Annotated in this window: 29 protein-coding genes; 20 read left to right on the top strand and 9 right to left on the bottom strand. The window is 69.5% G+C overall.

Features of this window, described 5'->3' with window-relative positions:
- Window position 1 precedes the first annotated feature (1 nt).
- A complete protein-coding gene (gene lonB / locus H5V44_RS06185) occupies window positions 2-2,146 on the bottom strand; it encodes an ATP-dependent protease LonB (protein ID WP_221625606.1) in 2,145 nt (714 codons plus the stop codon).
- Window positions 2,147-2,311: 165 nt separating this feature from the next.
- Between lonB and H5V44_RS06180 the strand changes: the two genes are divergently transcribed.
- Genes H5V44_RS06180 through H5V44_RS06170 form a run of 3 tightly spaced genes read left to right on the top strand, consistent with a single transcriptional unit; the run spans window position 2,312 to window position 4,527 of the window.
- Window positions 2,312-2,842 carry a nicotinamide-nucleotide adenylyltransferase gene (locus tag H5V44_RS06180; protein WP_185192243.1) on the top strand — a complete coding sequence of 177 codons (531 nt, stop codon included), beginning with the start codon at window positions 2,312-2,314 and terminating at the stop codon, window positions 2,840-2,842.
- 4 nt (window positions 2,843-2,846) lie between these two features.
- Window positions 2,847-3,644, top strand: coding sequence for an SAM hydrolase/SAM-dependent halogenase family protein (locus tag H5V44_RS06175; protein ID WP_185192242.1), 798 nt, complete (start codon window positions 2,847-2,849; stop codon window positions 3,642-3,644).
- A gap of 52 nt (window positions 3,645-3,696) precedes the next feature.
- Entirely contained in the window at window positions 3,697-4,527 is an 831-nt protein-coding gene (locus H5V44_RS06170; RefSeq protein WP_185192241.1) for an amidohydrolase family protein, read from the top strand.
- A 190-nt stretch (window positions 4,528-4,717) separates the two neighbouring features.
- Here H5V44_RS06170 and H5V44_RS06165 read toward each other — a convergent pair whose 3' ends face one another.
- Together H5V44_RS06165 and H5V44_RS06160 are read right to left on the bottom strand one after the other, a co-directional pair.
- The gene (locus H5V44_RS06165) at window positions 4,718-5,620 is read right to left on the bottom strand and encodes a glycosyltransferase family 2 protein (RefSeq protein WP_185192240.1); all 903 of its coding nucleotides are present in this window, start codon (window positions 5,618-5,620) and stop codon (window positions 4,718-4,720) included.
- A 90-nt stretch (window positions 5,621-5,710) separates the two neighbouring features.
- A complete protein-coding gene (locus H5V44_RS06160; protein ID WP_185192239.1) occupies window positions 5,711-6,418 on the bottom strand; it encodes a methyltransferase domain-containing protein in 708 nt (235 codons plus the stop codon).
- Window positions 6,419-6,625: 207 nt separating this feature from the next.
- Here H5V44_RS06160 and H5V44_RS06155 point away from each other — a divergent pair, with 207 nt between their 5' ends.
- The 3 genes from H5V44_RS06155 to H5V44_RS06145 all read left to right on the top strand — a co-directional run bounded on the left by H5V44_RS06155 (window position 6,626) and on the right by H5V44_RS06145 (window position 8,604).
- Window positions 6,626-6,898, top strand: coding sequence for a winged helix-turn-helix domain-containing protein (locus tag H5V44_RS06155; RefSeq protein WP_185192238.1), 273 nt, complete (start codon window positions 6,626-6,628; stop codon window positions 6,896-6,898).
- A 75-nt stretch (window positions 6,899-6,973) separates the two neighbouring features.
- Complete coding sequence (locus H5V44_RS06150; RefSeq protein ID WP_185192237.1) at window positions 6,974-7,771, top strand: MBL fold metallo-hydrolase; 798 nt, start codon at window positions 6,974-6,976, stop codon at window positions 7,769-7,771.
- 50 nt (window positions 7,772-7,821) lie between these two features.
- Window positions 7,822-8,604 (top strand): YkgJ family cysteine cluster protein, encoded by a 783-nt coding sequence (locus H5V44_RS06145; RefSeq protein ID WP_185192236.1) that lies wholly within the window; start codon window positions 7,822-7,824, stop codon window positions 8,602-8,604.
- A 43-nt stretch (window positions 8,605-8,647) separates the two neighbouring features.
- Here H5V44_RS06145 and H5V44_RS06140 read toward each other — a convergent pair whose 3' ends face one another.
- A complete protein-coding gene (locus tag H5V44_RS06140) occupies window positions 8,648-9,310 on the bottom strand; it encodes a rhomboid family intramembrane serine protease (protein WP_185192235.1) in 663 nt (220 codons plus the stop codon).
- 274 nt (window positions 9,311-9,584) lie between these two features.
- Here H5V44_RS06140 and H5V44_RS06135 point away from each other — a divergent pair, with 274 nt between their 5' ends.
- Window positions 9,585-10,040: a TIGR00725 family protein gene (locus H5V44_RS06135; protein ID WP_185192234.1), complete on the top strand. Its 456-nt coding sequence runs from the start codon at window positions 9,585-9,587 to the stop codon at window positions 10,038-10,040.
- 19 nt (window positions 10,041-10,059) lie between these two features.
- On the opposite strand, the gene dph2 is transcribed toward H5V44_RS06135, so the two are convergent.
- Entirely contained in the window at window positions 10,060-11,094 is a 1,035-nt protein-coding gene (gene dph2, locus H5V44_RS06130; protein ID WP_185192233.1) for a diphthamide biosynthesis enzyme Dph2, read from the bottom strand.
- Between the two features lie 140 nt (window positions 11,095-11,234).
- Here dph2 and H5V44_RS06125 point away from each other — a divergent pair, with 140 nt between their 5' ends.
- The 3 genes from H5V44_RS06125 to H5V44_RS06115 all read left to right on the top strand — a co-directional run bounded on the left by H5V44_RS06125 (window position 11,235) and on the right by H5V44_RS06115 (window position 12,932).
- Entirely contained in the window at window positions 11,235-11,609 is a 375-nt protein-coding gene (locus tag H5V44_RS06125; protein ID WP_185192232.1) for a YlbF family regulator, read from the top strand.
- A 67-nt stretch (window positions 11,610-11,676) separates the two neighbouring features.
- Window positions 11,677-12,279, top strand: coding sequence for a MinD/ParA family ATP-binding protein (locus H5V44_RS06120; protein WP_185192231.1), 603 nt, complete (start codon window positions 11,677-11,679; stop codon window positions 12,277-12,279).
- Between the two features lie 26 nt (window positions 12,280-12,305).
- Entirely contained in the window at window positions 12,306-12,932 is a 627-nt protein-coding gene (locus H5V44_RS06115) for a DUF7125 family protein (RefSeq protein WP_185192230.1), read from the top strand.
- Window positions 12,933-12,957: 25 nt separating this feature from the next.
- On the opposite strand, the gene H5V44_RS06110 is transcribed toward H5V44_RS06115, so the two are convergent.
- A complete protein-coding gene (locus H5V44_RS06110) occupies window positions 12,958-13,266 on the bottom strand; it encodes a hypothetical protein (protein WP_246403801.1) in 309 nt (102 codons plus the stop codon).
- A gap of 54 nt (window positions 13,267-13,320) precedes the next feature.
- On the bottom strand, window positions 13,321-14,340 hold the full coding sequence (locus tag H5V44_RS06105) for an FKBP-type peptidyl-prolyl cis-trans isomerase (RefSeq protein ID WP_185192229.1): 1,020 nt from the start codon (window positions 14,338-14,340) through the stop codon (window positions 13,321-13,323).
- 117 nt (window positions 14,341-14,457) lie between these two features.
- Here H5V44_RS06105 and cyaB point away from each other — a divergent pair, with 117 nt between their 5' ends.
- The 7 genes from cyaB (at window position 14,458) to H5V44_RS06070 (ending at window position 19,698) form a co-directional block, all read left to right on the top strand.
- A complete protein-coding gene (gene cyaB / locus H5V44_RS06100; RefSeq protein ID WP_185192228.1) occupies window positions 14,458-15,024 on the top strand; it encodes a class IV adenylate cyclase in 567 nt (188 codons plus the stop codon).
- A gap of 88 nt (window positions 15,025-15,112) precedes the next feature.
- Window positions 15,113-16,318, top strand: coding sequence for a methionine adenosyltransferase (locus H5V44_RS06095; RefSeq protein WP_185192227.1), 1,206 nt, complete (start codon window positions 15,113-15,115; stop codon window positions 16,316-16,318).
- 156 nt (window positions 16,319-16,474) lie between these two features.
- Entirely contained in the window at window positions 16,475-17,665 is a 1,191-nt protein-coding gene (locus tag H5V44_RS06090; protein WP_343067692.1) for a tRNA sulfurtransferase, read from the top strand.
- Window positions 17,666-17,835: 170 nt separating this feature from the next.
- Window positions 17,836-18,105, top strand: coding sequence for a hypothetical protein (locus H5V44_RS06085; protein ID WP_185192226.1), 270 nt, complete (start codon window positions 17,836-17,838; stop codon window positions 18,103-18,105).
- A 66-nt stretch (window positions 18,106-18,171) separates the two neighbouring features.
- On the top strand, window positions 18,172-18,630 hold the full coding sequence (locus tag H5V44_RS06080) for a DUF5804 family protein (protein WP_185192225.1): 459 nt from the start codon (window positions 18,172-18,174) through the stop codon (window positions 18,628-18,630).
- A gap of 135 nt (window positions 18,631-18,765) precedes the next feature.
- Complete coding sequence (locus H5V44_RS06075) at window positions 18,766-19,083, top strand: PRC-barrel domain-containing protein (protein ID WP_185192224.1); 318 nt, start codon at window positions 18,766-18,768, stop codon at window positions 19,081-19,083.
- Window positions 19,084-19,260: 177 nt separating this feature from the next.
- A complete protein-coding gene (locus H5V44_RS06070) occupies window positions 19,261-19,698 on the top strand; it encodes a hypothetical protein (protein ID WP_185192223.1) in 438 nt (145 codons plus the stop codon).
- Here H5V44_RS06070 and H5V44_RS06065 read toward each other — a convergent pair.
- On the bottom strand, window positions 19,695-20,831 hold the full coding sequence (locus H5V44_RS06065; RefSeq protein WP_185192222.1) for a glycosyltransferase: 1,137 nt from the start codon (window positions 20,829-20,831) through the stop codon (window positions 19,695-19,697). The genes H5V44_RS06070 and H5V44_RS06065 overlap by 4 nt on opposite strands.
- 293 nt (window positions 20,832-21,124) lie before the next feature.
- The gene (locus H5V44_RS06060) at window positions 21,125-22,222 is read right to left on the bottom strand and encodes a glycosyltransferase (RefSeq protein WP_185192221.1); all 1,098 of its coding nucleotides are present in this window, start codon (window positions 22,220-22,222) and stop codon (window positions 21,125-21,127) included.
- A gap of 100 nt (window positions 22,223-22,322) precedes the next feature.
- On the opposite strand from H5V44_RS06060, the gene H5V44_RS06055 reads away from it, so the two are divergent.
- The 3 genes from H5V44_RS06055 to H5V44_RS06045 all read left to right on the top strand — a co-directional run bounded on the left by H5V44_RS06055 (window position 22,323) and on the right by H5V44_RS06045 (window position 23,835).
- Complete coding sequence (locus tag H5V44_RS06055; protein WP_185192220.1) at window positions 22,323-22,604, top strand: ribonuclease P protein component 4; 282 nt, start codon at window positions 22,323-22,325, stop codon at window positions 22,602-22,604.
- Window positions 22,605-22,675: 71 nt separating this feature from the next.
- Window positions 22,676-22,924, top strand: a complete 249-nt coding sequence (locus H5V44_RS06050) for a YhbY family RNA-binding protein (protein ID WP_185192219.1) — start codon at window positions 22,676-22,678, stop codon at window positions 22,922-22,924.
- Window positions 22,921-23,835 carry a mechanosensitive ion channel family protein gene (locus H5V44_RS06045; protein ID WP_185192218.1) on the top strand — a complete coding sequence of 305 codons (915 nt, stop codon included), beginning with the start codon at window positions 22,921-22,923 and terminating at the stop codon, window positions 23,833-23,835. Before H5V44_RS06050 ends, H5V44_RS06045 begins: the two co-directional genes overlap by 4 nt.
- Window positions 23,836-23,847: the final 12 nt, after the last annotated feature.

Below are 23,847 nucleotides of genomic sequence, written 5' to 3'. Positions count from 1 at the left end.
GTTACTGCGGGCTCGGGCTGGAGGGCCCCGAGACCGTCTCGCCCTTCGAGAGCGCCGATCCGGTGATGCTCTTCAGTCGGGCGACCAGCGAGTCCTTCTCGGGTTCCCCTTCGAGGGCGATGTCGAGGACCTCGCTGATGTGCGAGACCGGGATGATCTCGACCATCTCCTCGTACTCCTCCTCGATCATTACGTCCTGCATATTCGCCGCGGGGATGATCACGCGGTCACACCCCGACTTCGCGGCGGCCTCGATCTTGTGGGTCACCCCGCCGACCGGGAGCACGTCCCCCCGGACCGACAGGCTGCCGGTCATCGCCAGCGACTGGTCGACGCCGACGTCCTCCAGCGCCGAGATCACCGCCGTCGCGACCGTGATCGACGCGGAGTCACCGTCGACGCCCTGCTGGCCGGTCTGGACGAACTGGATGTGGATGTCCTTCTCGGAGATGTTCTCGTCGGAGAACTTCTTGATGATCGCCGAGACGTTCGAGACTGCCTCCTGGGCCATCTCCTTCAGCTGGCCGGTGGCGATGACCTCGCCGGGGCCCTGGGAGGGCGTCACCTCGGCCATCACGGGGAGCATGATCCCCGAGTCCTCGCCCATCACGGCGAGGCCGTTGACGCGGCCGACCTGGTAGCCCTCCGAGACCTGGAGTTCGTAGTCCTTCCGGCGCTCGATGTAGTCGTCGGCGAGCTGCTGTTCGATCGACCGGCTCCGGCCCTTCGCCTGGAGCACGTGATCGCGGGTGACGAAGTCGGCGTCCTCCGAGCGGGCGATGTCGCCCGCAACCCGGACCAAGCCGCCCAGGTTCCGGAGCTTCAGCGTGAGGTGCCCCTTCCGGCCGGCGCGGCGCCGGGCCTCGAGGATGACCTCCTCGATCGCCTCCGCGGAGTACTCCGGCAGCCGTCCGTCCTTGCTGACCTCCTGGGCCACGAACCGGGCGTACTTCCGGCGCATATCGGGGGTGTCCTCGATCGTGTCGTCCATGTACACCTCGTACCCGTAGCCCTTGATCCGCGAGCGCAGCGCGGGGTGCATGTTCTCCATCGCGTCGAGGTTCCCCGCAGCGATCATAATGAAGTCCGTCGGAACGGGCTCGGTCTGGACCATCGCGCCCGAGGAGCGCTCGGACTGGCCCGTGATGTGGAACTCGCCCTCCTGGATCGCCGTCATCAGGTGCTGCTGGCTGCGGATGTCCAGCGTGTTGATCTCGTCGACGAACAACACGCCCTTGTTGGCCTTGTGGATGGCGCCGGGCTCGACGCGGTCGTGGCTCGGCGTCTCCATCCCGCCGGACTGGAACGGGTCGTGCCGGACGTCGCCGAGCAGCGCGCCGGCGTGGGCGCCCGTCGCGTCCTCGAACGGCGCGGTCGTCGTGTCGGCGTTGTTGACGATGAGGTTCGGCACCATCGCGTCGCTACCGCGGGAGCCGTAGCGGAACGCGAGGTAGATGACCCCGGCCGCGAGGATCCCCAGCAGGATCTGGCCCGCGATGATGAACGAGTACCCGATGACGATCGCGATGATGATCCACATCAGGAACGACCGCATCTGGTTGCGCTTCCGGGCCTCCTCCTTGTGGGCCTCGACGATCTGGTCGCCCTTGCCGGCGGGAACGGTCCGCACCTTCGGGTTGTTCCCGTCGTCGGGGTTGTGGTAGACGAGGACGTCCTGAAGCTCCTCGGGCGGCAGCAGTTCGGACATCGCCTTCGCCAGCATCGACTTGCCGGTTCCGGGCGAGCCGATCATCATCACGTGGCGCCGCTGCTTTGCGGCCTTCATCACCACGTCGCGAGCGTGTTCCTGCCCGATGACCTGGTCGACCAGCCGGTCGGGGACATCGATCTCGTCGGTGGAGTCGATCTTCAACCCGCCCAGCAGGTCGTCCTCGCCGATATCGTCTGCGACTTCGGCGTCGACCTCGACGTCGCTCCCGAGGTCGTCGATCGTTCCGTCGGTCTCGCCGTCGGAGTGGCCGTTGCGGCTCCCCGGCCGGTCGCCGGGGTCGATCCCGTCTTCGGGGTCGTCGGCGATCCCCTCGGGGAGCCGGTCCTCGCGCTCCGGCGGCGACTCGGGGTCGTCCTCGGTGACGCCGCCCCCCTCTTCGGGGGCGTGTTCGTCCTCTTCCGTGTCGTTACTCATAGAATGATTCGCTATCTGTACGGAAGGTCGGGCGACTCATATACTTTCTCCCCGCGTGCACCGGTTCCGCACTGCAAGATCCGACGTTTAAACCGTTTTGTACCGCATATTTTGGGGTTGACCGATCTCGGGGTATTTATAAATGATGCGGCCGTCACGCGAGGTATGCGGGGGTTCTACATCGGCCGGTTCCAGCCCTACCACGACGGCCACCACCGGATGGTAACGGAGATCGCAGCGGAGGTCGACGAGCTCGTGCTCGGGATCGGGTCCGCCGGCGACTCCCACACCCCGCGGAACCCGTTCACCGCGGGCGAGCGCGTGATGATGGTGACGAAGTCCGTCGCCGACCTCGACGTCACGACCTACGCGGTTCCGATCGAGGATCTCGACCGAAACTCCGTGTGGGTGAGCCACGTCGAGAGTATGTCGCCCGCGTTCGACGTTGCCTACTCGAATAACCCCTTGGTGATCCAGCTGTTCTCCGAGGCCGGCGTCGAGGTGCGGCAGTCGCCGATGTTCAACCGGGACGTCTTAGAGGGCGCGGAGCTCCGCGAGCGGATGATCGAGGGCGGCGACTGGCGGAGCCTCGTCCCGACGACGGTCGTCGACGTGATCGAGGAGATCGACGGCATCGAGCGGATCCAGCGGATCAGCGACACCGACGCCAACGGCGACGCGGCCGACCCCGAGTAGACCGATGCTCACCCTCACCTCCGACTTCGGCTCGCCGTACCCCGCCGCGATGAAGGGGGTCGTCCTCCGACGGACGGACGCCCGACTCGTCGACATCGCCCACGACCTTCCCCGCCAGGACGTCCGTGCGGCGGCCTTCTGGTGCCGGGAGACGCTGCCGTACTTCCCGCCGGCGGTCCACCTGGTGGTGGTTGATCCCGGGGTCGGGACCGACCGTGACGCGGTTGTCGTCCGCGTCGGCGGGCACGCGATCGTCGCCCCCGACAACGGCGTCGCGCTGCCGGCCGCCCGCCGGATCGCCGCGGAGGCAGACATCGCTGTAGAATGTTTCCGCTACGAGTACGCCGATCCGGCCTCGTCGACCTTCCACGGCCGCGACGTGTTCGCCCCCGCCGCTGCCGCGGTCCACGAGGTCGGCGTCGACGCGGTCGAATCCCTCGACGCGATCGCGCCGCTGGAGTCCGTCGCTCCGGACGACGCTGCCGGGGCGGTCGTCGACTGCCGGTTCCCCGAAGCCGAGGTGACGGCAGGCGCCGCCAGCGGGGAGGTCCTCGTCGTCGACGACTTCGGGAACGCGATCACGAACGTTCCGGGATCGTTCCTCGACGGCCGCGAGGGGGGGACGCTCTCCGTCAACGGAACGGAAGCAGCCGTCGTGCGGGCGTTCGCCGACGTCGACGCCGGCGAGCGGCTGGTGACGGTCGGCAGTCACGGGTTCGTGGAGTGCGACGTCAACCGCGGCCGCGGTGCCGACGCGTTCGGACTGGCCCCGGGTGACGAGGTCCGACTGACCGAGGCGTGAGCCGGCGGCGTGTCGCCAAGCTATATTTGCGTCGGTCCGACAGTACGCCACGATGCTGGAGTTGAACCACGGGTTCAGGGTCGTCGACGTCCACGCCCGGCTCGATCCGACTGACGAGGCCGAGGTCGCGAGCCGTGGGCGCGAGACGACGCCCGAGGTCCTCGAACGCGAGCTCCGGCGGGCCGGGGTCGTGCGTGCAGTGGTCGCGCCCGGGGAACGCCCCGCTGGGGAGGGGTATCTTCGGGCCAACAACGCCGTGGCCCGGCTGAGCGTTGACCGGCCGTTCCTCGCGTTCGGCCGGATCAACGGCCCCCGCGACCCGGGATCGGGAGCGTCGAGCCGGCTTCGGAACCTGGCGGCCTCCCGCGCTGACTATCACACCAGCCCCGAGGACGTCGAGCAGTACGCCTACGACGACCGGTTCCACGGGTTCACGCTCGCGCCCGCGGCCGACGGGGTTCCTGACGCGGAGACCCTCGAACAGCTCGCGGACGTGGGGCTGCCGCTGGTCGTCCACGCCGGGCGGGCGTTCCCGCCGGCCGCGGTCGCGGAGACGCTGCTCGACCACGACATCCCCGTGATCCTGGCCGGGTTCGGCGGCTACCCGCTGGACCGCGACCTTATGACCGACGCGATCGACCTCCTCGACGGGCACGACCGGCTCTACCTCGATACCGCCCAGGTCCGGTTCCGGAGCGTGTTGGAGCGGGCGCTGTTGGAACATCCCGACCGGGTACTCTTCGGGAGCGGCGCCCCGGAGGTGCATCCGAACGTCGGCGTGATGGAGATCCTGACCCTCGACGTCTCGGAGGACGCGATGCGGCGGGCGTTCTCGACGAACCCCTCGCGGGTCGTTCCCGGACTCGGCCCCGGCGAGTCGTGATGGGGAGACCACCGACAGGCAAACCGGAAGTTACGAACAGCCGGCACACCGCCGTCCCCGCGCCGACGTGCCGGACTATCGCTTCCCGGCGCGGGGCGAGCCTCAGACCACACGCGCTGTGGCCGCGTGATCCGGCATAAACTCCCGGACGCTCGGTCTCCGCGCCCTGAGTGCGCCATTCGTGGCCCGGCTACCGTCGGTCGTACGTCGCCACCGCCCGGTCGGCCCGTTTCGAGCAGCCGTGCGGGTTCCGCTCGGGGCTCCGGTCCCGGGCGCGGGCCACCAGCCCGTCGGAGTAGCCGGTGGCCGTCCCCACGACCACGTCGCGGCCGGTGCCGAACCAGTTCGTCGGGGTGGCGTCGCCGGCGACCACGTCGCGGGCGGCCGACAGCGCGTCGCTGCCGGCAAGGGAGATGATCCGGCGGAGCACGGTCGGCCGGAGCCCGTAGTTCTTCACCAGCCGGTAGGCCAACGCGCGGTACTTCCACCCGTAGTCGCGGTCAGTGACCCCGCCGTCGGCCTCGTATTCGGTCCGGACGCACATCTCGGAGTGCCACTCCACGTCGCAGTCCAGCGCCGCGAGCCGGTGGGCGGCGTCGCGGGCGCCGCCGGTCTCCAGGTACTCGTCGAAGCCGTCGATCCGGTCGAGCGCCTCGGCACGGAACGCCACGTTCCCGCCGTTGAAGTAGGCCACCTCACGGCCACGGATCTCGCTGTGTTCGGGCGATGTCGTGGTCATCCCGGCGGGGAGGGTCTCGTGAACCGGCCCGGTCACCACCGGAGCGCGGTCGAGCCCCGACTCGATCGCGGGTACCCACGCCTCCTCGACGGCGAGGTCGTGGCGGAGAAACGCGATTACGTCGCCCGACGCCGCGCGGATCCCGGCGTTTCGGGAGACGTTCAGGTTCCGGTCGGAGACCTCCACCAGCACGTCGACGTCGTCCCGGTCGCGCACCATCCCGGTGGTGCCGTCGGCCGAGGGGCCGTTGACCACCACCACCTCGGCGTCGGGCGCCCGCGACGCCAAGACGTCGAGCGTGGCCGCGAGACGGTCCCGCGCGTTGAGCGTCGGAACCACGACCGAGAGTTGCATAACCGGGCGGACGCGACCCGTAAACTTAAATACCACACTTCGACCCCCAGCCGCCGTCCCGTGGGGGCGACGGCGCCGTCCCGGGGTGGGTCACTCCACGGACGCCGTCCAGTAGGAGACCGACGCCAGCGCGTCGCCCACGGGCGTGTCGCCAATCGTGGTGTCGATATCGCGGAACTGCTGTGCCAGCCCGTTGGGGATCTTCCGGTAGAAGCCGTACGGAAGCAGAAAGTCGTGTTCGTCACCGATCAGCCGCACGCCCGCGGTGTCGAGTAGCCGGTCGACCTGCGACCGCGAGTAGAGGTGCGACCCCATCGGGAGCAGCCAGTTGTACGCGACGCGGGCGCTGCGGCCGTTGAAGGTGTCGAAGAAGACCAGATCCTTCGAGACGCGGGCCATCTCGGTCAGGAACTTCGTGGGGGTGTCCGCGAGGTGGAAAAACCGCATCGCGAAGACGGCGTCGAAGTGATCGTCGGGGAACGGGAGCCGGGCGGCGTCGCCGCGGAGGAACTCGATGTTGTCCGCGACGCCGGCCTCGCGGGCTTTCGTACGGCCCTGCGACAGCATCGCGTCGGAGATGTCCAGCCCGACGATGTTCGCCCCGCGTTCGGCGAGCATCACGGTGAACCGCCCGGTCCCGCAGGCGATCTCGAGGACGTCCTCGCCCTCGACGGGGCCGATAGCGTCGACGACCGCCCGCTTCTCGCGGCTGTCGATGAGTCTCCCGCCCCGCGAGAACCGCTTCGAGTCGTACTCCTGGGCGACGTCGTCGGCCTGGTACCACTCCTTTCCTTTCACGCTACCCTCCCGTGCTCACTCGCGGATTAAAACCGTACTGGATACCGTCGACCGCGCGACTGATAGGGGGCTGGGGGTGGATTCGCCCGACGGTGAGCCCGGAGGGGCGACTCGCGGGCGCTCGGATTAATACGGATATAAGGTGTAAGGATTGTTTCCCCATACTTGTAGGTAACCTTTACCACAAGCACGCCTGTGAATTTCCGTATGAGCACCAGTGCAGCAGATCTCGAGGGCGACGACCTGCTCTCGGAGTCGGAGTTCCGCGACCGCCTCCGCGAGTTGCCGCCGAGCGCGAAACTCGTAGCCAAAGTTCTCGAAAGCGACGCCCCCCTCTCACAGGGGCAGTTGGCCGAGGAGTCGCTGCTCCCGGACCGGACCGTCCGGTACGCCCTCAACAGGCTGGAGGAGGCCGGCCTCGTCGGCTCCCGCTACAGCTTCCAGGACGCCCGCAAGCAGGTCTACTTCCTCAACACGTAGTCTGCGGGTCCTGAAGTCGGACGCACGACCGTCGGACCCGACACCGTTTTCCACCGGCCCGCTGTAGCCGGCGGCGTGAGCGGACGATCGGCCGTCGCAAACGGGCTCGACCGCGTATCCGTCCCGGTCGAGGGACGCGCCCCCACCGGCGCGACGAACGCGTACCTCGTCGGTGAGGAACTCCTCGTTGACCCGGCGGGCCGCACCGACGACCTCGACGCCGCCGTCGACGCTACGGGGATCGAACACATTGCGGTCACTCACGCGCACCCCGATCACGTCGGGGCGGTCGCGGAGTACGCGGCGGAGACGGGTGCGACCGTCTGGTGTCGCCGCGGGTTCGAGGCCCGGTTCGCGCAGGCTACGGGGATCCAACCGGACCGGACCGTCGTCGAGGGGACGCGGATTCCGGCCGGCGACGGGGTCGACGTGATCGACGTCCAGGGGCACGCACCCGACCACGTCGCCTTCGAGGCGGCGGCCGGAACCGTCTGCGGCGACGTGGCGATCGCCGAGAGCAGCGTCGCCGTGGCGGCCCCCGAGGGCGACCTCCGGGGGTATCTGGTCGGGCTGCGACGGCTCCACGCGCGGAACCCGCCGCGGCTCTGCCCCGGTCACGGGCCCGTCATCGACGACCCGCGGGCGACCTGCCGCCGGTTGCTCGATCACCGGCGCGACCGCGAACGGCGCGTGCTGGCCGCGGTTCGCGACGGCGCCAGCGACGTCGACGCGGTCGTCGACGCCGCCTACGACAAGGACCTCTCCGGGTTCGAGGACCTCGCGCGGGCGACCGTCGTCGCACACTTGGAGAAACTCGACGTGGAGGGTCGGGTGGCGTTCGACCCCGAAACCGGGACGGTAGCGCCGGCGTAGCGGGCGTCGCCACCGGGAGTGTTTTGCCCGCGCCGGTGTGAAAGCGGCACGTGAGCGACACGCCCACGCTGGAGGCGGAACTCGACCGCGCCCGCGACCTTCGGGTGTCCGACCTCGCGGACGCCATCGAGTCGATCGGGTTCGAGTGCACGCGGTGTGGGGCCTGCTGTAAGGGCCACACGACCGACGAGGGCGAGCGGGAGCCCCACACCGCGACGGTGTTCCCCGACGAGGTGCGGCGGTTACGGGCGGCCGCGGACGGGGACGGCGGGAGCGACGCCGAGGCGGACGGCGACACCGACTACGACTGGCGGGACGTCGCCCGGCCGATGCCGTACGGGCTCGACGAGGGAGAAGACGGCCCGACGGGCGAGACCTTCGAGTGGGCGCTGCGGACCGACGCCTGCGGCGACTGCACCTTCTACGAGGAAAGCGACGGCGAGGGTGCCTGTACCGTCCACGATGATCGGCCGCTGATCTGTGCGACCTACCCGTTCAGCGTCGCGCTGGGCGGCACGACACAGCCGATGGGCGAGGCGGTCGAGAGTGCGGGACCGGAGGTCCCGTGGGAAGACGGACCCGCCGCGGACGGTTCCGCTGACACCGAGGGCATAGTTCGCGCCCACGAGTGTGAGGGGCTGGGCCGCGACATCTCCCGGGCGGAGGCCGAGGAGTTGGCGGCGGCGCTGAAGGAGCGGGCGGTCCGCGAGTTGGAGGAGGCGATCGCGGTCCGCGACAACTACGCGCCGACCGACGCCGACGGCGTCGTCGTCCACGACTCCGAGGGCGCAAAGCGACCCGACGGCACGCGGGTCGGCGGCGACGGCGGGTAAGCGGACGAAAACCACGGTTGTCGACTTAGCGACGCGTCCCCCGTCAGGAGAGATACTGTCCGCTGACGAGTCCGACGACTGCGCCTCCGAGATGGCTGCCGTTGAACCAGTTTGCGGCTGCGTACGGACCGGCAGCGATGTCGTACGCGACGAGGAGGATTGCGATCATCCCAGCGATACGCGCGATGCCGTCTGTCGAGGCCAACTCCTGGAGATCAGAGACCCCGTGTTCGGATTCACGGGCGACTGAATACGTCGCGACCGCGTAGGCGATCCCGCTCGAACCGTAGGTGGACGTTTGAACGGCCCCGAAGGGTGCCTTCGCGAGGTACGAGGCAGCAGTCGATCCGACTGCCGCGAGAACGAGAAGAGAGACGTATCGCCTCCTCGACAGGGTCTGTTCCACGATAGCTCCGACGCCCCAGATGGTGACGACGTTGAAGAGAAAGTGGAGTCCGCCGTAGTGAAGTACCGGTGACAACGTCCACGCTACCACAGCGTGTTCCGCGAACAGATACCGCACCAGTGCCGGAATCGTCATCCCCGTTTTCAAGCCTGCGAGGGCCTGGCCGACGAACACGAACACGACGACGGAGACGACCGACCGCGTGACCGGTGCCTCCAGTTCTCGAAACTCCGAGGCCACTTCCCGACCGCCCGCAACGATGTCTGCTACCCGTTCGTCGGGTCCTCGTTCGGGAGGCATTGCGTTCGGGTTACTGGGTCCGGGTCTTGTCGCATCCTATGCGTCGGCTCGGGATGGGTAGCTACCGCTCCAACGACTTTCGGTGTCCGGCGATACGCGATCGCACGCCGCGCAGTAGTCACCGTCGGAGGGTGTCGAGTCGGTCACAGGGGAACAAGGTCGGCAGTAGTGAAAAAGTCGCCCGCCATCCGGACTAGTCAGGTCCGACGGTGGGTAGTATACCCTCGCTCAACGCGGCCGAAACCACTACCTCCCCTCCCCGAGAGCCGCCGGTATGCGAGTCAGCGTCATCGGCGGCAGTACCGTCACCGACTCCCAGGCCGAAACCGCCGAAGCGGTCGGACGGCGCCTCGCCGAGCGCGGCCACACCGTCGTCTGCGGCGGCTACGGCGGCGCGATGGAGGCGGTCTGTCGGGGCGCATCCGACGCCGGCGGCCACACCATCGGCATCCTCTCGTCGGACGACCCGGCGGACGCCAACCCCCACGTGGACGTGCCGATCGCGACGGGGCTGGGCCACGCTCGGAACGCATTGGTCGTGATGAACGGCGAGGCCGTCGTCGCGGTCGACGGCGGGAACGGCACGCTCTCGGAACTCGGCCTCGCGGGCGTCTACGACCGCCCGACCGCGGGGCTGGGCACACACGAGGTAGACCACGTCGAACACGTCGCGGACGCGGCGGCGGCCGTTCACTACGTCGAAACCGCGGTTGACGCCGGGAGGGAATAGTCGGCTGCTCTTAGGACGGTCACCAGGTGCCGTGGAAGGTGTCGAACGACAGCGAGTCGAGGGGTTTGTCGCCGACCGCGATCCGGTACTCGCCGGGCGTGAGCATCGGCTTGTGGAACTGCGGGCCGTCGTCGGTGGTGATCCGCGGGCAGCCGGTGTTGACGAACGCGTCCATATCGAAGTTCCGCAGGCGGTCGGGGGTGACCTCGTCCATCGTGATCAGGTAGGCGTCGTCGTTGTCCTCGATGATCGATTCGGCGACGTCCATCCGGCCCTGCCCGATCTTGGTGCAGAAGATCACGCCCCACTTCTCGGCGTCCATCGCGCGGTGGACCGCGCCGTAGCGCTGCTTCAGGAACTTCTCGGTGTCGGCAACGGTCACGACGTTGTTGACGGGATCGGCGATCAGGACGCGTTTGTCGGGGTGTTCCATCGCCAGCCCCAGGGGGTGGAACTTCCCGCCGCCGACGTAGAGCACCTGGTCGGCGTCGATGTCGGCGGAGGCGTAGTTGCAGCCGAGCACCTGCCCCTCGTGGGTGAGTCGGTCGTCGCCCCGTCGGGTGTGGACGTCGTAGCCGCGCTCTTCCAGCCACGTCACCATCTCGTCGAACCGGTTCATGTGCTGGGCGGTGGTGACGAGGCCGACGTCGTCTTCCGGGAGGTCGTCGACCGCCTCCTCCATAATCGGGAACGGATCGACGTTCGAGAACAGGGGGACGTAGATGATCTTGTCGGACTCCTTCATCGGGGAGTGGCCGAAGTGAACGAACACGTCAGTCCGGCGCATCAGGTAGGTGTCGAGGTCGCAGGCGCCGTAGCAAGGCTGCCCCGAGAGGAGGAAAGTCACGTCGTCGTCACACAGCGCGCGGAGGTCGTCGGCCACCGCCGGGCCGCGGCGTTTCAGCCCCTCGGGGAACTGAAGGCCGACCCTGTCGGCGCCGCGCTCTTCGACGGCCTCGACGATCCGGTCGAGTTCGTAGTCCCACTCCCGGTCGTGCTTCAGCGACATTCCGGTGTTCCGGAGGTCCCCCTCCGTGGTTGCGTCCTGGCTCATTGGGACGGAATACTCCACCAAAGGGGATAACCCCGGCGGTCCCGGCCCGTGAGCCGTCGCGGATGACTCTCTCGACTGCACGCGTCGGGTGCCGCCGCCGCTCCGGCAGGTTCAAAGCCGCCCCGATCCAACCACGGCGTATGAGCGCTCAGACGGATCAACTCGAGGACCTCGGCCGCGACCTCGGGGAGGCGATCGCCGGGACGCCCGAATACGAGGCCTTCGAGGAGGCGAAGGCCGCAGTCGAGGCCGACGAGGCGATCCAATCGCGGATCGCGGAGTTCCACGCGCTCCGGGACCAGTATCTGCAGGCACGACAGGCCGGCGGGGGGAGCCAGGAACTCCTCGGCGAGGTCCGGTCGGCCCAGGAGGAACTCCACGCGATGCCGAAGATGGCCGAGTACCTCGACGCCCAGGAGGCGCTGCAGGACCGGCTGGAGTCGGTCAACGAGGCGATCTCCGAGCCGCTCGCGGTCGACTTCGGCGGCGAGGCCGGCGGCTGCTGTCAGGACTGATTCTCCGGGTGCAGCCACCGGGGCTGCTCTACGAGCGTTGAAATACGATGCCGCGGCCACCGCCGGTATGCTCGCGATCGCCGGCGGGAAGGGCGGCAGCGGAAAGACGACCACGGCTCTGGGGCTGGCGCGCGCGATCGACGGCCCTACCCTCGCGGTCGACGCCGACTGCGACCTGCCGAACCTCCACGCGCTCGCCGGCGTGCCGCGTGCCCCGCCCGAGGGCGGTCACGGACACCCTGACCCCGCCGCCCCGTCGGACACCCAGGTCGTGCCGGCCCCACGCGATGCTTTCGAGGGGCTCGGGAGTCGCCTCCGGGAACTCCGCGAGGCCACCGCCGAACTGGTGGTCGTCGACTGTCCAGCCGGTGCCGGCCCGGACGCGACCGTCCCCCTTCGCGTCGCCGACCGCGTGCTCCTGGTGTCGACCGCCTGTGCGGCTGGGCTCCGCGACGCCGCGAAGACCGCGGCGATGGCGCGGGCGGTCGGGACGCCGGTCGTCGGTGGCGTCGTCACCCGTGCCCGGGTCGCACCCCCCGGCGTCGACGACCTCCTTGGCTGCCCCGTGGTCACGACCGTTCCCGAGGCGACGGAACCGCTGGACGACGCCGGGGTACAGCGGGCCTACCGGCGGCTCGCGCGGGCGGTCGCGGACCGACCGAAAGCCTAAGCCGGTCGGGGTAAAAACAGCCTTGCGTGGCAGGACGGCTTTCGACCGGCATCGACATCCTCGATCGCCAACTCGACGGCGGGATCCCGCCGGGGAGCATCGTGCTTCTCGCTGCGGACCCCGCCAGCCAGTCGGAGCTGTTCCTCTACGAACTCACGGGCGTGCGCTCGACGCTGTATCTCACAACCATCCGGTCGGACCAGGCGGTCCGGGACGCGCTCGACCGGGCGACCGGCCCCGTCGGCGACCCGGCGCTCCGGGACGTCGGCGGCAACGCGCCGCTGGACACCGCAAACCGGTTCATCCGCGACCTCCCGGAGGGTGCGAACCTCATCATCGACGCCGTCGACGTCTTAGAGGAGACCGAGCCCGCCCGGTACCGCCAGTTCCTGAACGAGTTGCAGACGCACATGGTCAACACCGGGGGGCTCGCGGTGGTCCACGGGATGAAAGGCGGGCAGGAACCCGACAACAGAGGGTTTACGAAGCATATGGCCGACGTGGTGTTCGACCTCCGGACCCGGGTCGACGGCTCCGAGATCGAGAACCGGCTCGCAGTACCGAAGTTCCGCGGCGGCCGGCCGCCCGAGGAGACGATCAAGCTCCGGCTCGGCGACCGCGTCACCGTCGACACCAGCCGGGACATCGCGTAGGGAGTGCCGCCCCTGACGGCCCCGTTCAGAGAACGCCGAAGTACACGAGGAGCACCACGGTGACGGCGACCGTCAGCGCCGACCAGCTCCGCGGCGTATCGAGGTCGCCGAGGGGCAGCCGGTCGGCGAAAAGCGACAGGAAGTACGGCCCCAGCGGGAGGAGCCGGTAGACGAACGCGACGTCGCGGCCCACGGCGTACCGGAGCGCGAGCGTCAGCCCGACGGTGCAGGCCGCCGCGACCGCCGCGACCCGGAGGTCGTCGGTCGCAGTCCCGAGGCTGTCGGCCGCAGTGTCTGCGTCCGCCGCGATCCCGTCGGGTGAGTCGTCGGGCATCGTGAGAATCGGGGTCGGTTCGGACGGGCGGCTACCGAGCCGGACGGCGGGGCGTCACTCCTCGATGTCGGCGTCGAGTTCCTCGGCGAGTTCGTCGGCGTCGACGTCGACGTCCTCGATCGCGTCCTCGATGTCCTCGGGCGCCGCGCCGCCGGGACCGCCGCCCATCATCCCGCCGAGGCCGCCCATCATCCCGCCGGAGCCGTCGATGGTCTCCTGGACGATGACCCGATCGAGGTCCAGCCGATCCATCACGTCCTGGGCGATCTGCTGTTTCGAGAACATCCACTGCTGGTTCATCGTCATCTGCGGGGTGGCCTCGATGTACAGCGTCTCCTGTTCGTTCTCGACGACTTCGAGTTCGGTCTCGACCTCGTCGTCCTCGTCGTCGACCTCGACGACCTGCTCTTCCTCGACGACGTCGGTCTCGATCCGGACCTCCGGCGACTGCTGGAGGTACATCCCCAGCAGGCTCCCCGCTTGCTCCTCGCGGTCGTCGACGAGGTCGAGGATCTCGTACTCGTATTCGAGGTCCTCGCCGGCGAGCGGGTGGTTGAAGTCGACGCGGGCACGCCCGGAGACGACAGTGATGATCCGGCCCTGGTCGCCGTCGATCTGGACCTGGGCGCCGGGGTAGCGGTTCTCCTCGTCGATCTTGTTGGCGGAGACCGTCCGGACCTGGTCGTCGTCGTACTCGCCGAACGCCTCGGCGGCCGAGACCTCGACTGTGCCGGTGGCGCCGACCGCCTGGCCGATCAGCGCCTCGTCGACGCTCTCGAAGACGTGGCCGGCGCCGATCACGATGATCCGCGGCTCGAAGTCGTACTCGTCGGTGTCGATCTCGGCGTCCTCGGCCACCTCGGCGTCGGTCGTGTCGACGACCTCGCCGTCGTCGGCCGTTCGGAGCGTGTACGCCAGCCTGACGAAGTCGCCGTCCTCGATGACATCTTCCGGCGTCTCCTCGGAGGCGTCGTCCGACGCCCCCTCGGCGTCGGCGTGTGCGGTCGTCTCGTCGTCGGGGACGTCGCCGTCGTCCGGCGAGTCGTCGGCGTCGGCCTGCTGTTCGTCACTCATATCGGGATAGTCACCCGTGCGACTCTTAAGAATCACGTTTCGATGCGGGCGGAACTCGTCGGTCCGCTGCGGCCCCGCAAGCGGACCGTTTTTGCGGCCCCGGTCCGACCGGCCGGTATGTACGAGGTCGAACTCAAACTCCGCGCCGACCACGACGCCGTCCGGGCGGCCCTCGACGACGCCGGCGCGACCCCCGACCGGCAGGTGCGGCAGGTCGACACGTACTACGACGCCCCCCACCGCGACTTCGCCGAGACCGACGAGGCGCTCCGCCTCCGCGAGGAGACCCGCGAGCGGGTCGGGGGCGAAGAGCAGCCGGACCCGACCACCCGGATCACCTACAAGGGGCCGCTGGTCGAGGCGGAATCGAAGACCCGCGAGGAACACGAAACCGCGGTCGCGGACGGCGACGAGGCCGCGGGGATCCTCGCGGGGCTGGGGTTCGAGCCGGCGGCGGTCGTCGAGAAGGAGCGGACGTTCTTCGAGGTCGACGGCTACACGGTCTCGCTCGACCGCGTCGACGGGCTGGGAGAGTTCGTGGAGGTCGAAGCCGAAACGGCCGAGAGCGGCGACGTGGCCGCCGTCCGCGAGGGTGCCGCCGAAGTGCTCCGCGGCCTCGGACTCGATCCCGACGAACAGGTACGGACCTCCTACCTCGGGCTGTTACTCGATGCGGATGCGTGAGCGGCGACCTGCGGATATCCGAGGGTAATAATATTCGGCTCGAACAGTTCCGCAAGTTATAGGATCGGCGGGGCAGAACCGTCGGCCAATGACCGATCGGAACATCAACGTCGAGGCGGCCGAACGGGCCGCCGTCGAGGACCAGGGGGTCGAGATCGTCGAGCGGAAGGGGATCGGCCACCCCGACTCCATCTGCGACGGGATCGCCGAGAGCGTCTCGCAGGCCCTCTCGAAGCTGTACATCGACCGCGTCGGCAAGGTCCTCCACTACAACACCGACGAAACGCAGCTGGTCGCCGGGGAGTCGGCACCGCGGTACGGCGGCGGCGAGGTGATCGAACCGATCTACGTCCTGATCGTCGGCCGGGCGACCACGGAGTACGACGGCCGGAAACTCCCGGTGGACGCCACCGCGCTGTCGGCGGCCCGGGAGTACCTCAACGAGCACGTCCCCGAACTCGACGTCGGCACCGACATCGTGATCGACACCCGGCTGGGCGAGGGTTCCGGCGACCTCCAGGACGTCTTCGGCGAGAAGGCAGCGGAGGTCCCGATGGCGAACGACACCTCCTACGGCGTCGGTCACGCGCCGCTCACGGAGACCGAGGAGATCGTCCTGACGGTCGAACGGGAGCTCAACGGCGCCTACGCCGACGACAACCCCGAACTCGGCCCCGACGTGAAGGTGATGGGGAAACGCGAGGGTGACCGGATCGACATCACCGTCGCCGCCGCGATGATCGACGCCCACATCCCGGATCTCGACGCCTACGACGACGCGGTCGACCGCGTCCGGGAGTTCGTCGAGGGGGTCGCCGAACGGCTGACCGACCGCGAGGTCCACGTCGACGTCAACACCGCCGACGACTACGACGAGGGGTCGATCTACCTCACGGTCACGGGCACCAGCGCGGAGATGGGCGACGACGGGTCGGTGGGGCGCGGAAACCGCGCCAACGGGCTCATCACCCCGAACCGGCCGATGAGCATGGAGGCGACCTCCGGGAAGAACCCGGTCAACCACATCGGAAAGATCTACAACCTGCTTTCGACCGACATCGCCGAAACGGTCGCCGCCGACGTCGACGGCATCCGCGACCTCCAGGTCCGGCTGCTCTCACAGATCGGCCGGCCGATCGACCAGCCCCACGTCGCCGGCGCCGAGGTCGTCACCGAGCCGGGGGTCGACCTCGAGGCGATCGAGCCGGAGATCCGCGCGCGGATCGACGACCGGCTGGCGAACGTGACCGACGTCACCCGACGGGTCATCGACGGCGAACTGTCGACCTTCTGATACGGTTTACTGTAACAAATCACCGGTCAGCGACCGCACGGTTCGGCGCTGACCGGGAATCGATTACAGTAATCCGTATGAGACGACGCGATCGCGACGGTCCGTGACGCCCGCCGACAGGGTGATGCAGGTCGCCGTCGAACGAACGCCTGACCAGTGTCATCGACCAGTACAGACGCTACGGCCCCGACGAACGCGGTGCTCCTCGGCCACGGCGACTTCGGCGCCAAGAGCAGCGACGTGCGGGCGCGGATGGCCGACCGCGTGGCCGCCGACGTCGCCGCCGCGCTCCGGGAGGCGGACGTCGACGCCGAGGTCGAGCAGCTGTGGTCGCGGACCGTGGTCCGGACGGGTCGACCGACGGCCGCGGCCCAGGCTGCGGCGACCCTTCCCGGGGTCGGGTTCGCGCGGCCGGCCGTCGCGACCGAGGCGCGGCTGGACGCGATCGGCGACGCCGCCCGCTCGCTCGCGGCGGCCGCCTCACACGGGTCGGACGAGACCTACGCGGTCGACAGCGACCGCGTCGGCGCCGACGGCGACCACCCCTTCTCGAATCGCGACCTCCAGCGGGAGGCCGGCCGGGTCGTCGGCGAGACGACCGGAGCGGCCGTCGACCTCGACGACCCGGACCGGACCTATCGGATCGAGGTCCGCGAAGCCGAGGCGTTCGTGTCGGTCCGGCGGTTCCGGGGGCCCGGCGGGCTCCCGGTCGGGTCGCAGGGCCGCGTGGCCGTCCTCGTCAGCGGCGGCATCGACTCCCCGGTCGCGATGTGGCGGCTGCTCCGCCGCGGCTGTGCGACGGTGCCGGTGTACGTCGACCTCGGCGACTACGGCGGCGCGGACCACCGCGCTCGTGCATTGGCGGCGGTTGCGACCCTCGCTTCGCGGGCTCCACGGGCGGACCTCCGCCCGCGCGTCGTCGACGGCGGCCCGCTGGTCGAGCGGGTCGTCGACGCGACCCGGGACACGCGGATGCTGTCGCTCCGCCGGGCGATGCTCGCGGCGGCCGACGGCGCGGCCGACCGCGCGGACGCCCACAGCCTCGCGACCGGCGAGGCGATCGGCCAGAAGTCGAGCCAGACCGGCGCCAACCTCGCCGCGACTGACGCGGCGGCGTCGCGGCCGGTCCACCGCCCGCTGCTCGCTTCCGACAAGGCCGACATCGTCGCCGAGGCCCGTCGGCTCGGCACCTACGACGGCTCGACGGTCCCCGTCGGCTGCGAACGGATCGCACCGTCGCACCCGGAGACGAACGCGACGCCGGCGGCGGTCGTCGACGCCGAGCCCGAGAGCCTTCTCGAAGCCGCACGCGAGGCCGGCCGCGACGCCGAGATCGTCCCCCTGTGAGCCGCCGGTTCGCGCGGGAACGGGCCCCCGGCGAACCGGCGTGGGTCCCGCGCGAACCGAACTGTGCGTCCCGTCACCGGACCGGGGGGAAACGGTGACGATCGTTCAGGATATGTGTGAACGACCGGGTCAAAATGGGTTTACATACCTGCAGACCGTAGAATCCGGTGATGTCTAGAACGTGCCGCCCCTCCCCGCCGACGCCCGGTTCGGAGTGGACCGTGCGGCAGGTAGTGTCCCGCGAGGAGTGGGACGCCGCCACCGCGCGGTGCCCGGCGTGTGGCGACGCCGTCGACCTCCGTGGGCCCCACTATCAGGTCGAACTCGACCGCGAGCGGCCGGGCGGCGAGGCCACGAAGCTGACACACGAGCGCCGACTGCTCTCCTTCTGTGACGAGTCGTGTGCGAACGTCTGGCTCGACGGCGGCGAGCGCCGGTAGCCGCCGGACCCGACTCACAGCGGCAGCCACCGCAACCGATTTGATCCCGCCGGTCGCATCCCGACTGTGACGCGGGTCTGTCTGCTCGGTTCCGAGGGGACTGACGTGCAGTACGAACTGCTCTCCCGTGAGACCGCCCGGGAGGCGCTCTCGACGTACGAGCGGTACGCCCCCTTCGAGAACTCGCTTGCGGTCGACACGGTGAGCCTCGGCGCGGCGGTGTCTTTGTGCAACGACCTCAACTGGTATCTGGTCCGGTTCGTCGACCTCGCGTTGATCCGGGAGCCCAGCGTCTCGGGGGCGGAGTGGCTGAGTCGCGCGCTCGCGACCGCGATCCGGAACGGCGACGTCGACCCCGAGGACACCGGCGACCGGCTGGCGGTCTACGGCGTCGACGGCGGCCGGGTCGTCGAACCGATGTACGTGACGCGGCGGCCCGACGGGACGGTACCCGACTACGACCTCCGGGACGTTCCGGAGACCGTCACCGTCCGCGTGACCGACGCGGAGTTCGACGCCGGGTGAGGCGCTCCGGCGGCTCGAACGGGGCCTGCGGCGGTCGACGCCGTCTGACGTGCGTCTGCCGCCACCGGCCGCGTCCGGGGCGTCGCGGCCGCTCGGCTGCGAACAATTAAGACGGACGCTCCCAATCTCCGGAACATGGACGACACCCCCCAGAAGATCACGGCGCTTGTCGGTCGCGAGGTGTACTCGAACGAGGGCGTCTTCGTCGGCGAGGTCGCGGACGTTCGGCTGGACCTCACCGGAAGCCGATCCGTCACTGGCCTGGCGCTCACACAGCTCAACGACGAACTCTTTTCGGATCTCGTGAGCGGCCAGAAGGGCGTTATCCTCCCGTACCGGTGGGTTCGAGCCGTCGGCGACATCATCCTGATCAACGACGTAACGCTTCACGACGTCATCGAGCAGATGACCCGCCCCAACGGCGAGGAGGGCGAGGACTCCGCGGTCGCGTAACGACGGCCGTTTTCCTGCCGACCACCGTGGCGCTCCGGCCGACTCGACAGCCACACCCGATCGCCGGTGAGCCGCGACCGTCGGCCCTGGCAGCGACGGCGACAGTTCCGGACGCGTCGACCGAGCCCCCGGTCGGCGACCAACAGCCATTTGCGGGACGAAGATGTACGCGGTGGTATGTCGGACGATCCAGACGACGCGGCCGGGAACGACGCCGACGAACCGACCGACGACGGCGGCGACGCCGCCGACGAGGAGGAGAAGTCCTTCCGCGAGCGCGTCGAGGAGATCAGGGAACGACGCGCCGAGGAGGGCGAGGAGGGCGATCGCCCCGGCCCCGAGGAGATGATGGGCGGCGGTGGCGGCCCCGGCGGTGGCGGCGGCAACCCCTTCGCGCAGATGATGAGCGGAATGATGGGCGGTGGCGGCGGCGGTCCCCCGGGGATGGGCGGCGGTGGCGGCCCGCCGGGGATGGGCGGCGCCCCCGACGGCGCCGAGGAGAGCAGCGACAACGAGGAACTGGTCCGCGAGGTCCGACAGCTCCGCGACGAGGTCCGCGACGCGACCCGGCAACTGCAGCGGATCGCGCAGGCGGTCGAGGACCTCGACGACTAGTTCCGTCCCGGGGCCGACGCGTTCTCCGCGGCGATCCGGTCGTAGAGCGTGGCGAGTTCCTCGACCGCGTGGTCGACGCTCACCGCCTCGCGGCGGTCCAGACACGACGCCGACAGCGACGCGCGCTCGTCGAGGACGCGTCGGATCGTGTCGCGGCAGCCCGCGATGTCCCCGTGGGCGTAGTGGTAGCCGTTGCGGCCCGCGTCGATCGTATCCGAGAGCGCGCCCGCGTCGACCGCGACCACGGGGGTCCCACAGGCGTTCGCCTCCAGAGCGACGAGCCCCTGGGTCTCCACGGGGCTGGGGAAGACGAAGGCGTCGAGCGCCGAGTAGAAGCCCGGGAGGTCCTCGCGGGGGAGGAACCCGAGAAAGCGGGCGTCGAGGTCGAGGTCGGCCGCGAGGTCCTCCAGATCCGCCCGTGCGGGCCCGTCGCCGCCGAGGACGACCGTGGCCTCGACGCCCGCGGCGGCGCGGAGAAACTCCGAGAGGTTCTTCTCGTAGCCGTGGCGCCCGGTGTAGCCGATCAGCGGGCCGCCCGGGAGGTCGTATCGGTCCCGGAACGCGTCGGCGTCGGTGGGTTCGAAGAAGTCGGTGTCGACGCCGTTCGGAATCACGACCGCGGGCGTGTCGACCGTCGCGTTGCGGTCGATGCGGGCCTTCGTGTCCTCGCTGGGGCAGACGATCGCGTCCGACCGCGAGAGGAACCACCGCTCGTAGCGGTCGGCGAGCCGCTGGATCCGGTGTTCCACCCGGGGCCGGGAGCTGAGATACTCCGCGTACTCCGCGGTCGGGGTGTGATAGGAGGTGACAAGCGGGAGGTCCGCCCGGCGCGCCAGCCGGACGCCGCCGAGCCCGACCGCGAAGGGCGTGTGGGCGTGGACGAGATCCACGTCGGCGACGGCGTCGGGGATCGTCGGCAACCCCAGTCGGAACCCCTCGTACATCGGAAACGGGAAGCTCCCGACGGGGTGTTCGCCGGGGTCGGGGTCGTACGCGTCGCTCTTCGGGTAGACGACGTCCATCCGCCCGCCGCGCTCTGCCCACCGGTCGCGCCACGTCCGGACGGTGTAGGAGACGCCGTTGACCGTCGGGAGGTAGGTATCGGTGAACGCGGCGACCGAGGCGGGAGCCATCGGGCGTGGTTCTCGGAGGTGCGGTTAATCAGTTGCGGAACGGCGAGGGGACGATGTACTTAGTGCCGTCGTCTGCGTGATCGTGGCCGGAAGCCCCCGCGTCTTCGACTCGGGGGCCTCGTTGTCGTTCGAAAGACGCTCCGCGTCTTTCGTGATGACGAGAGAGCACCGCTCTCTCGAACCACGCTCCTCGGCCTGCGGCCTGCGGTGCTTACGTCGGCCGCCTTCGTCGAGGACGCGGCCCCTTCCATTCCCACCCGCCGGCGGTTTTCGAACGGGTCGCCGCCGACCGGTCACTCCTCGCTCCCCACTTCCACCGGCCGCCCCGCCCGCTTCGCGTCGCGGACCTCGCGGTAGACGTCGGCGAGTGCGTCGCCGACGCGGTCGAGGCTGTGTTCCGCGGCCGTCTCGCGGGCGTTCGCTCCCAACCGCGCCCGGAGGTCGTCGTCGTTCGCCAATCGCTCGACCGCCTCGCGGAACCCCGCGTCGGTTTCGCACTTCAGACAGTCGAAGCCGTGGGTGTAGAACTCCTCGAACACCGGGATGTCCCGGAGGATCACCGCCTTCCCGCACGCCATCGCCTCCAGGACCGCGATCCCCTGGTTCTCGTTTTTCGTCGGGAACAGGTAAATGTCGCCCGCGCCGTAGGCGCCCCTGATGTCGTCGATCCACCCGGTGAAGGTGACGTTCGCGGGGGGGTTCGCGGTCCACCGGCGGACCGCTTTCGAGGCGTGCGGGCCGGTATCGTAGGGGCCGAACCACGCGAAGTCGTAGGGTGTCGCTTCCGCGACCCGGCAGAACGTCGACAGCCCCTTCCGCTCGAAGACGTTGCCGACGAGGAACACGACCGTCCCCGAGAGGTCGTAGCGGTCGCGGTACGCCTCCCGGAGGTCCTCGAACCCCGCCAGCGCGTCGACGTCGACGCCGTTGGTGATCGGCCGGACCGGCGCGTCGACCGGGTAGGAGTCGAGAACGCGTTTCGTGTACGTCGAGGGGCACAGCACCAGATCCGCCTGCGAGTAGAACCACTTCAGATACCGCCCCAGGGCGGGCGCGACGGTGGTCGACCCCCGGAAGGATTCGGCGAAATCCTCGCGGGTGACGTGCGTGTGAAGTACGAGCGGGATGTCGTTCCGCTCGGCGTGCCGCGCGACCGCGAGCGACCCCGGGCCGACGAGGTTGCAGTGAGCGAGGTCGTACTCCCTGAAAAGCTCCCCGCCAGTCGCGAGCGACCGGACCCCTGCAACGGGGTCGCCGCCGCGCCACGGTGAGGTCACGACCTCAACGTCGGTTCGTTCCAACGCGGCCCGTTGCTGGTCGGTTGCGGTGCCGATGCCGCTGCGCGACAGCCGGGCTTCGAGTTCCAGATAGTTGAGCGCGCGGAGAGCCACGTCGCTGCCGATTCACCGGGGGCGATGTAGAGCCTGTCGCTTCCGTGCCGCGACGCGGCGGGTTCGGAACGTCTTTGCCGCTGCCCACGCCCCGACCTGTATGGGCATTCCGGCCGAGCGCATCGACCGGCTGCAGGAGCTCGCCCGGGCGGCGACCGCCGACGGCGACGTCGACCGCGCCCGGGAGTACGTCCGGCTGGCCCGCCGGATCGGCGAGCGACACCGGATCAGCCTGCCGCGGCGGTTCCGCCGGTTCAGCTGCGACGACTGCGACGCGTACCTCCGGCCGGGCGCGACCGCCCGGGTGCGGCTCCGGTCGGGGCACGTGTCGATCCGATGCCTCGCCTGCGGCGCCACGAAGCGGTACCCGTACGACGGGTAGTGCGACGGGGCGGACGGGTCGCCGTCCGCAAATCTCAACTTTCAAACCGGATGCCGACGTAGCCGACGCGTATGAACCGACAGGAGCTGCGGAAGCGGGCCCACGACCTCGACGTGACGCTGTGGGTCGGCAAAGGGGGAATCGATCCGGTCGTCGAGGAGGCGACGGACCAGTTGTCCGACCGCGAGCTGATCAAGGTGAAGTTCCTCCGGGCCGCACAGGGCGGGACGACCGTCGATGATCTCGCGGCCGACCTCGCCGACCGGACGGACGCCGAGGTCGTCGAGACACGGGGGAACACGGGAGTGCTGCATCGATGACGCCGGGAGCCGGGCTCCAGGTCGGCGTCGGGCTGAGCGGGTCGATCGCCCGGTTCCTCGCGGACCTCGGCCTGCCCGACGCCGTCGCGGGGCTTGTTGGTCAGGTGATCGCGTTTCTGGCCGTCTTCGCGGTGGTGTATCTGATCGGCCGGAACGTCCTCGTCCCGCTCGTCGACCGGATGATGGTCTCGCGGGACCTGGAGGCGCACGCCCGGCGGCCGATCCGGCGGCTGGTCGCCGTCGTCGTCGCGTTCATCGCCATCACCGCCGCGTTCGGAGCGGCCGGCTACCCCGACTTCCTGCGGTCGCTCGCGACCATCGCCGCCGCCGCGACGCTGGCGATCGGCTTTGCGATGCAGGACGTCCTGAAGAACTTCGTCTCGGGGATCTTCATCTACACCGACAAGCCGTTCAGGATCGGCGACTGGATCGAGTGGGACGGCAACTCCGGGATCGTCGAGGACATCAGCTTCCGGGTCACCCGGGTCAAGACCTTCGACAACGAGCTGTTGACGGTGCCGAACTCCCAACTCACCGACGGCGTGATCAAAAACCCCGTCGCAAAGGGTCGGCTCCGGCTCCAGGTCCCGTTCGGGATCGGGTACGACGACGACATCGAGAAGGCAACCGACATCATCCTCGAGGAAGCGCGTAACAACGAGGACATCCTGGAGGACCCCGCGCCGAGCGTCCGGCTGACGGAACTCGGCGACTCGTCGGTGACGCTCAAATCGCGGATCTGGATCGACGATCCGAGCCGGTCGGACTTCGTTCGGACCCGCGCGGAGTACGTCCAGGCGGTGAAACGGCGGTTCGACGAGGAGGGGATCGACATCCCCTACCCCAATCGGACGCTGGGCGGCGACCTCACCGTCTCCGGGCTGGGCGAGGTCGAAGCCGCCGGGGAGTGAGAGCCGTCACAG

The organism is Halobellus ruber (assembly GCF_014212355.1).
GTDB lineage: Archaea > Halobacteriota > Halobacteria > Halobacteriales > Haloferacaceae > Haloquadratum > Haloquadratum rubrum.
The sequence above is the reverse complement of the archived record's forward strand: the minus strand, read 5'-3'. Positions and strand labels throughout refer to the sequence as shown.

Coding starts and splice junctions, on each gene's coding strand:
- lonB (WP_221625606.1), bottom strand. CDS start 2,146: ATGAGTAACGACACGGAAGAGGACGAACACGCCCCCGAAGAGGGGGGC.
- H5V44_RS06180 (WP_185192243.1), top strand. CDS start 2,312: ATGCGGGGGTTCTACATCGGCCGGTTCCAGCCCTACCACGACGGCCAC.
- H5V44_RS06175 (WP_185192242.1), top strand. CDS start 2,847: ATGCTCACCCTCACCTCCGACTTCGGCTCGCCGTACCCCGCCGCGATG.
- H5V44_RS06170 (WP_185192241.1), top strand. CDS start 3,697: ATGCTGGAGTTGAACCACGGGTTCAGGGTCGTCGACGTCCACGCCCGG.
- H5V44_RS06165 (WP_185192240.1), bottom strand. CDS start 5,620: ATGCAACTCTCGGTCGTGGTTCCGACGCTCAACGCGCGGGACCGTCTC.
- H5V44_RS06155 (WP_185192238.1), top strand. CDS start 6,626: ATGAGCACCAGTGCAGCAGATCTCGAGGGCGACGACCTGCTCTCGGAG.
- H5V44_RS06140 (WP_185192235.1), bottom strand. CDS start 9,310: ATGCCTCCCGAACGAGGACCCGACGAACGGGTAGCAGACATCGTTGCG.
- H5V44_RS06135 (WP_185192234.1), top strand. CDS start 9,585: ATGCGAGTCAGCGTCATCGGCGGCAGTACCGTCACCGACTCCCAGGCC.
- dph2 (WP_185192233.1), bottom strand. CDS start 11,094: ATGAGCCAGGACGCAACCACGGAGGGGGACCTCCGGAACACCGGAATG.
- H5V44_RS06125 (WP_185192232.1), top strand. CDS start 11,235: ATGAGCGCTCAGACGGATCAACTCGAGGACCTCGGCCGCGACCTCGGG.
- H5V44_RS06120 (WP_185192231.1), top strand. CDS start 11,677: ATGCTCGCGATCGCCGGCGGGAAGGGCGGCAGCGGAAAGACGACCACG.
- H5V44_RS06110 (WP_246403801.1), bottom strand. CDS start 13,266: ATGCCCGACGACTCACCCGACGGGATCGCGGCGGACGCAGACACTGCG.
- H5V44_RS06105 (WP_185192229.1), bottom strand. CDS start 14,340: ATGAGTGACGAACAGCAGGCCGACGCCGACGACTCGCCGGACGACGGC.
- cyaB (WP_185192228.1), top strand. CDS start 14,458: ATGTACGAGGTCGAACTCAAACTCCGCGCCGACCACGACGCCGTCCGG.
- H5V44_RS06095 (WP_185192227.1), top strand. CDS start 15,113: ATGACCGATCGGAACATCAACGTCGAGGCGGCCGAACGGGCCGCCGTC.
- H5V44_RS06085 (WP_185192226.1), top strand. CDS start 17,836: ATGTCTAGAACGTGCCGCCCCTCCCCGCCGACGCCCGGTTCGGAGTGG.
- H5V44_RS06075 (WP_185192224.1), top strand. CDS start 18,766: ATGGACGACACCCCCCAGAAGATCACGGCGCTTGTCGGTCGCGAGGTG.
- H5V44_RS06070 (WP_185192223.1), top strand. CDS start 19,261: ATGTCGGACGATCCAGACGACGCGGCCGGGAACGACGCCGACGAACCG.
- H5V44_RS06065 (WP_185192222.1), bottom strand. CDS start 20,831: ATGGCTCCCGCCTCGGTCGCCGCGTTCACCGATACCTACCTCCCGACG.
- H5V44_RS06055 (WP_185192220.1), top strand. CDS start 22,323: ATGGGCATTCCGGCCGAGCGCATCGACCGGCTGCAGGAGCTCGCCCGG.
- H5V44_RS06050 (WP_185192219.1), top strand. CDS start 22,676: ATGAACCGACAGGAGCTGCGGAAGCGGGCCCACGACCTCGACGTGACG.
- H5V44_RS06045 (WP_185192218.1), top strand. CDS start 22,921: ATGACGCCGGGAGCCGGGCTCCAGGTCGGCGTCGGGCTGAGCGGGTCG.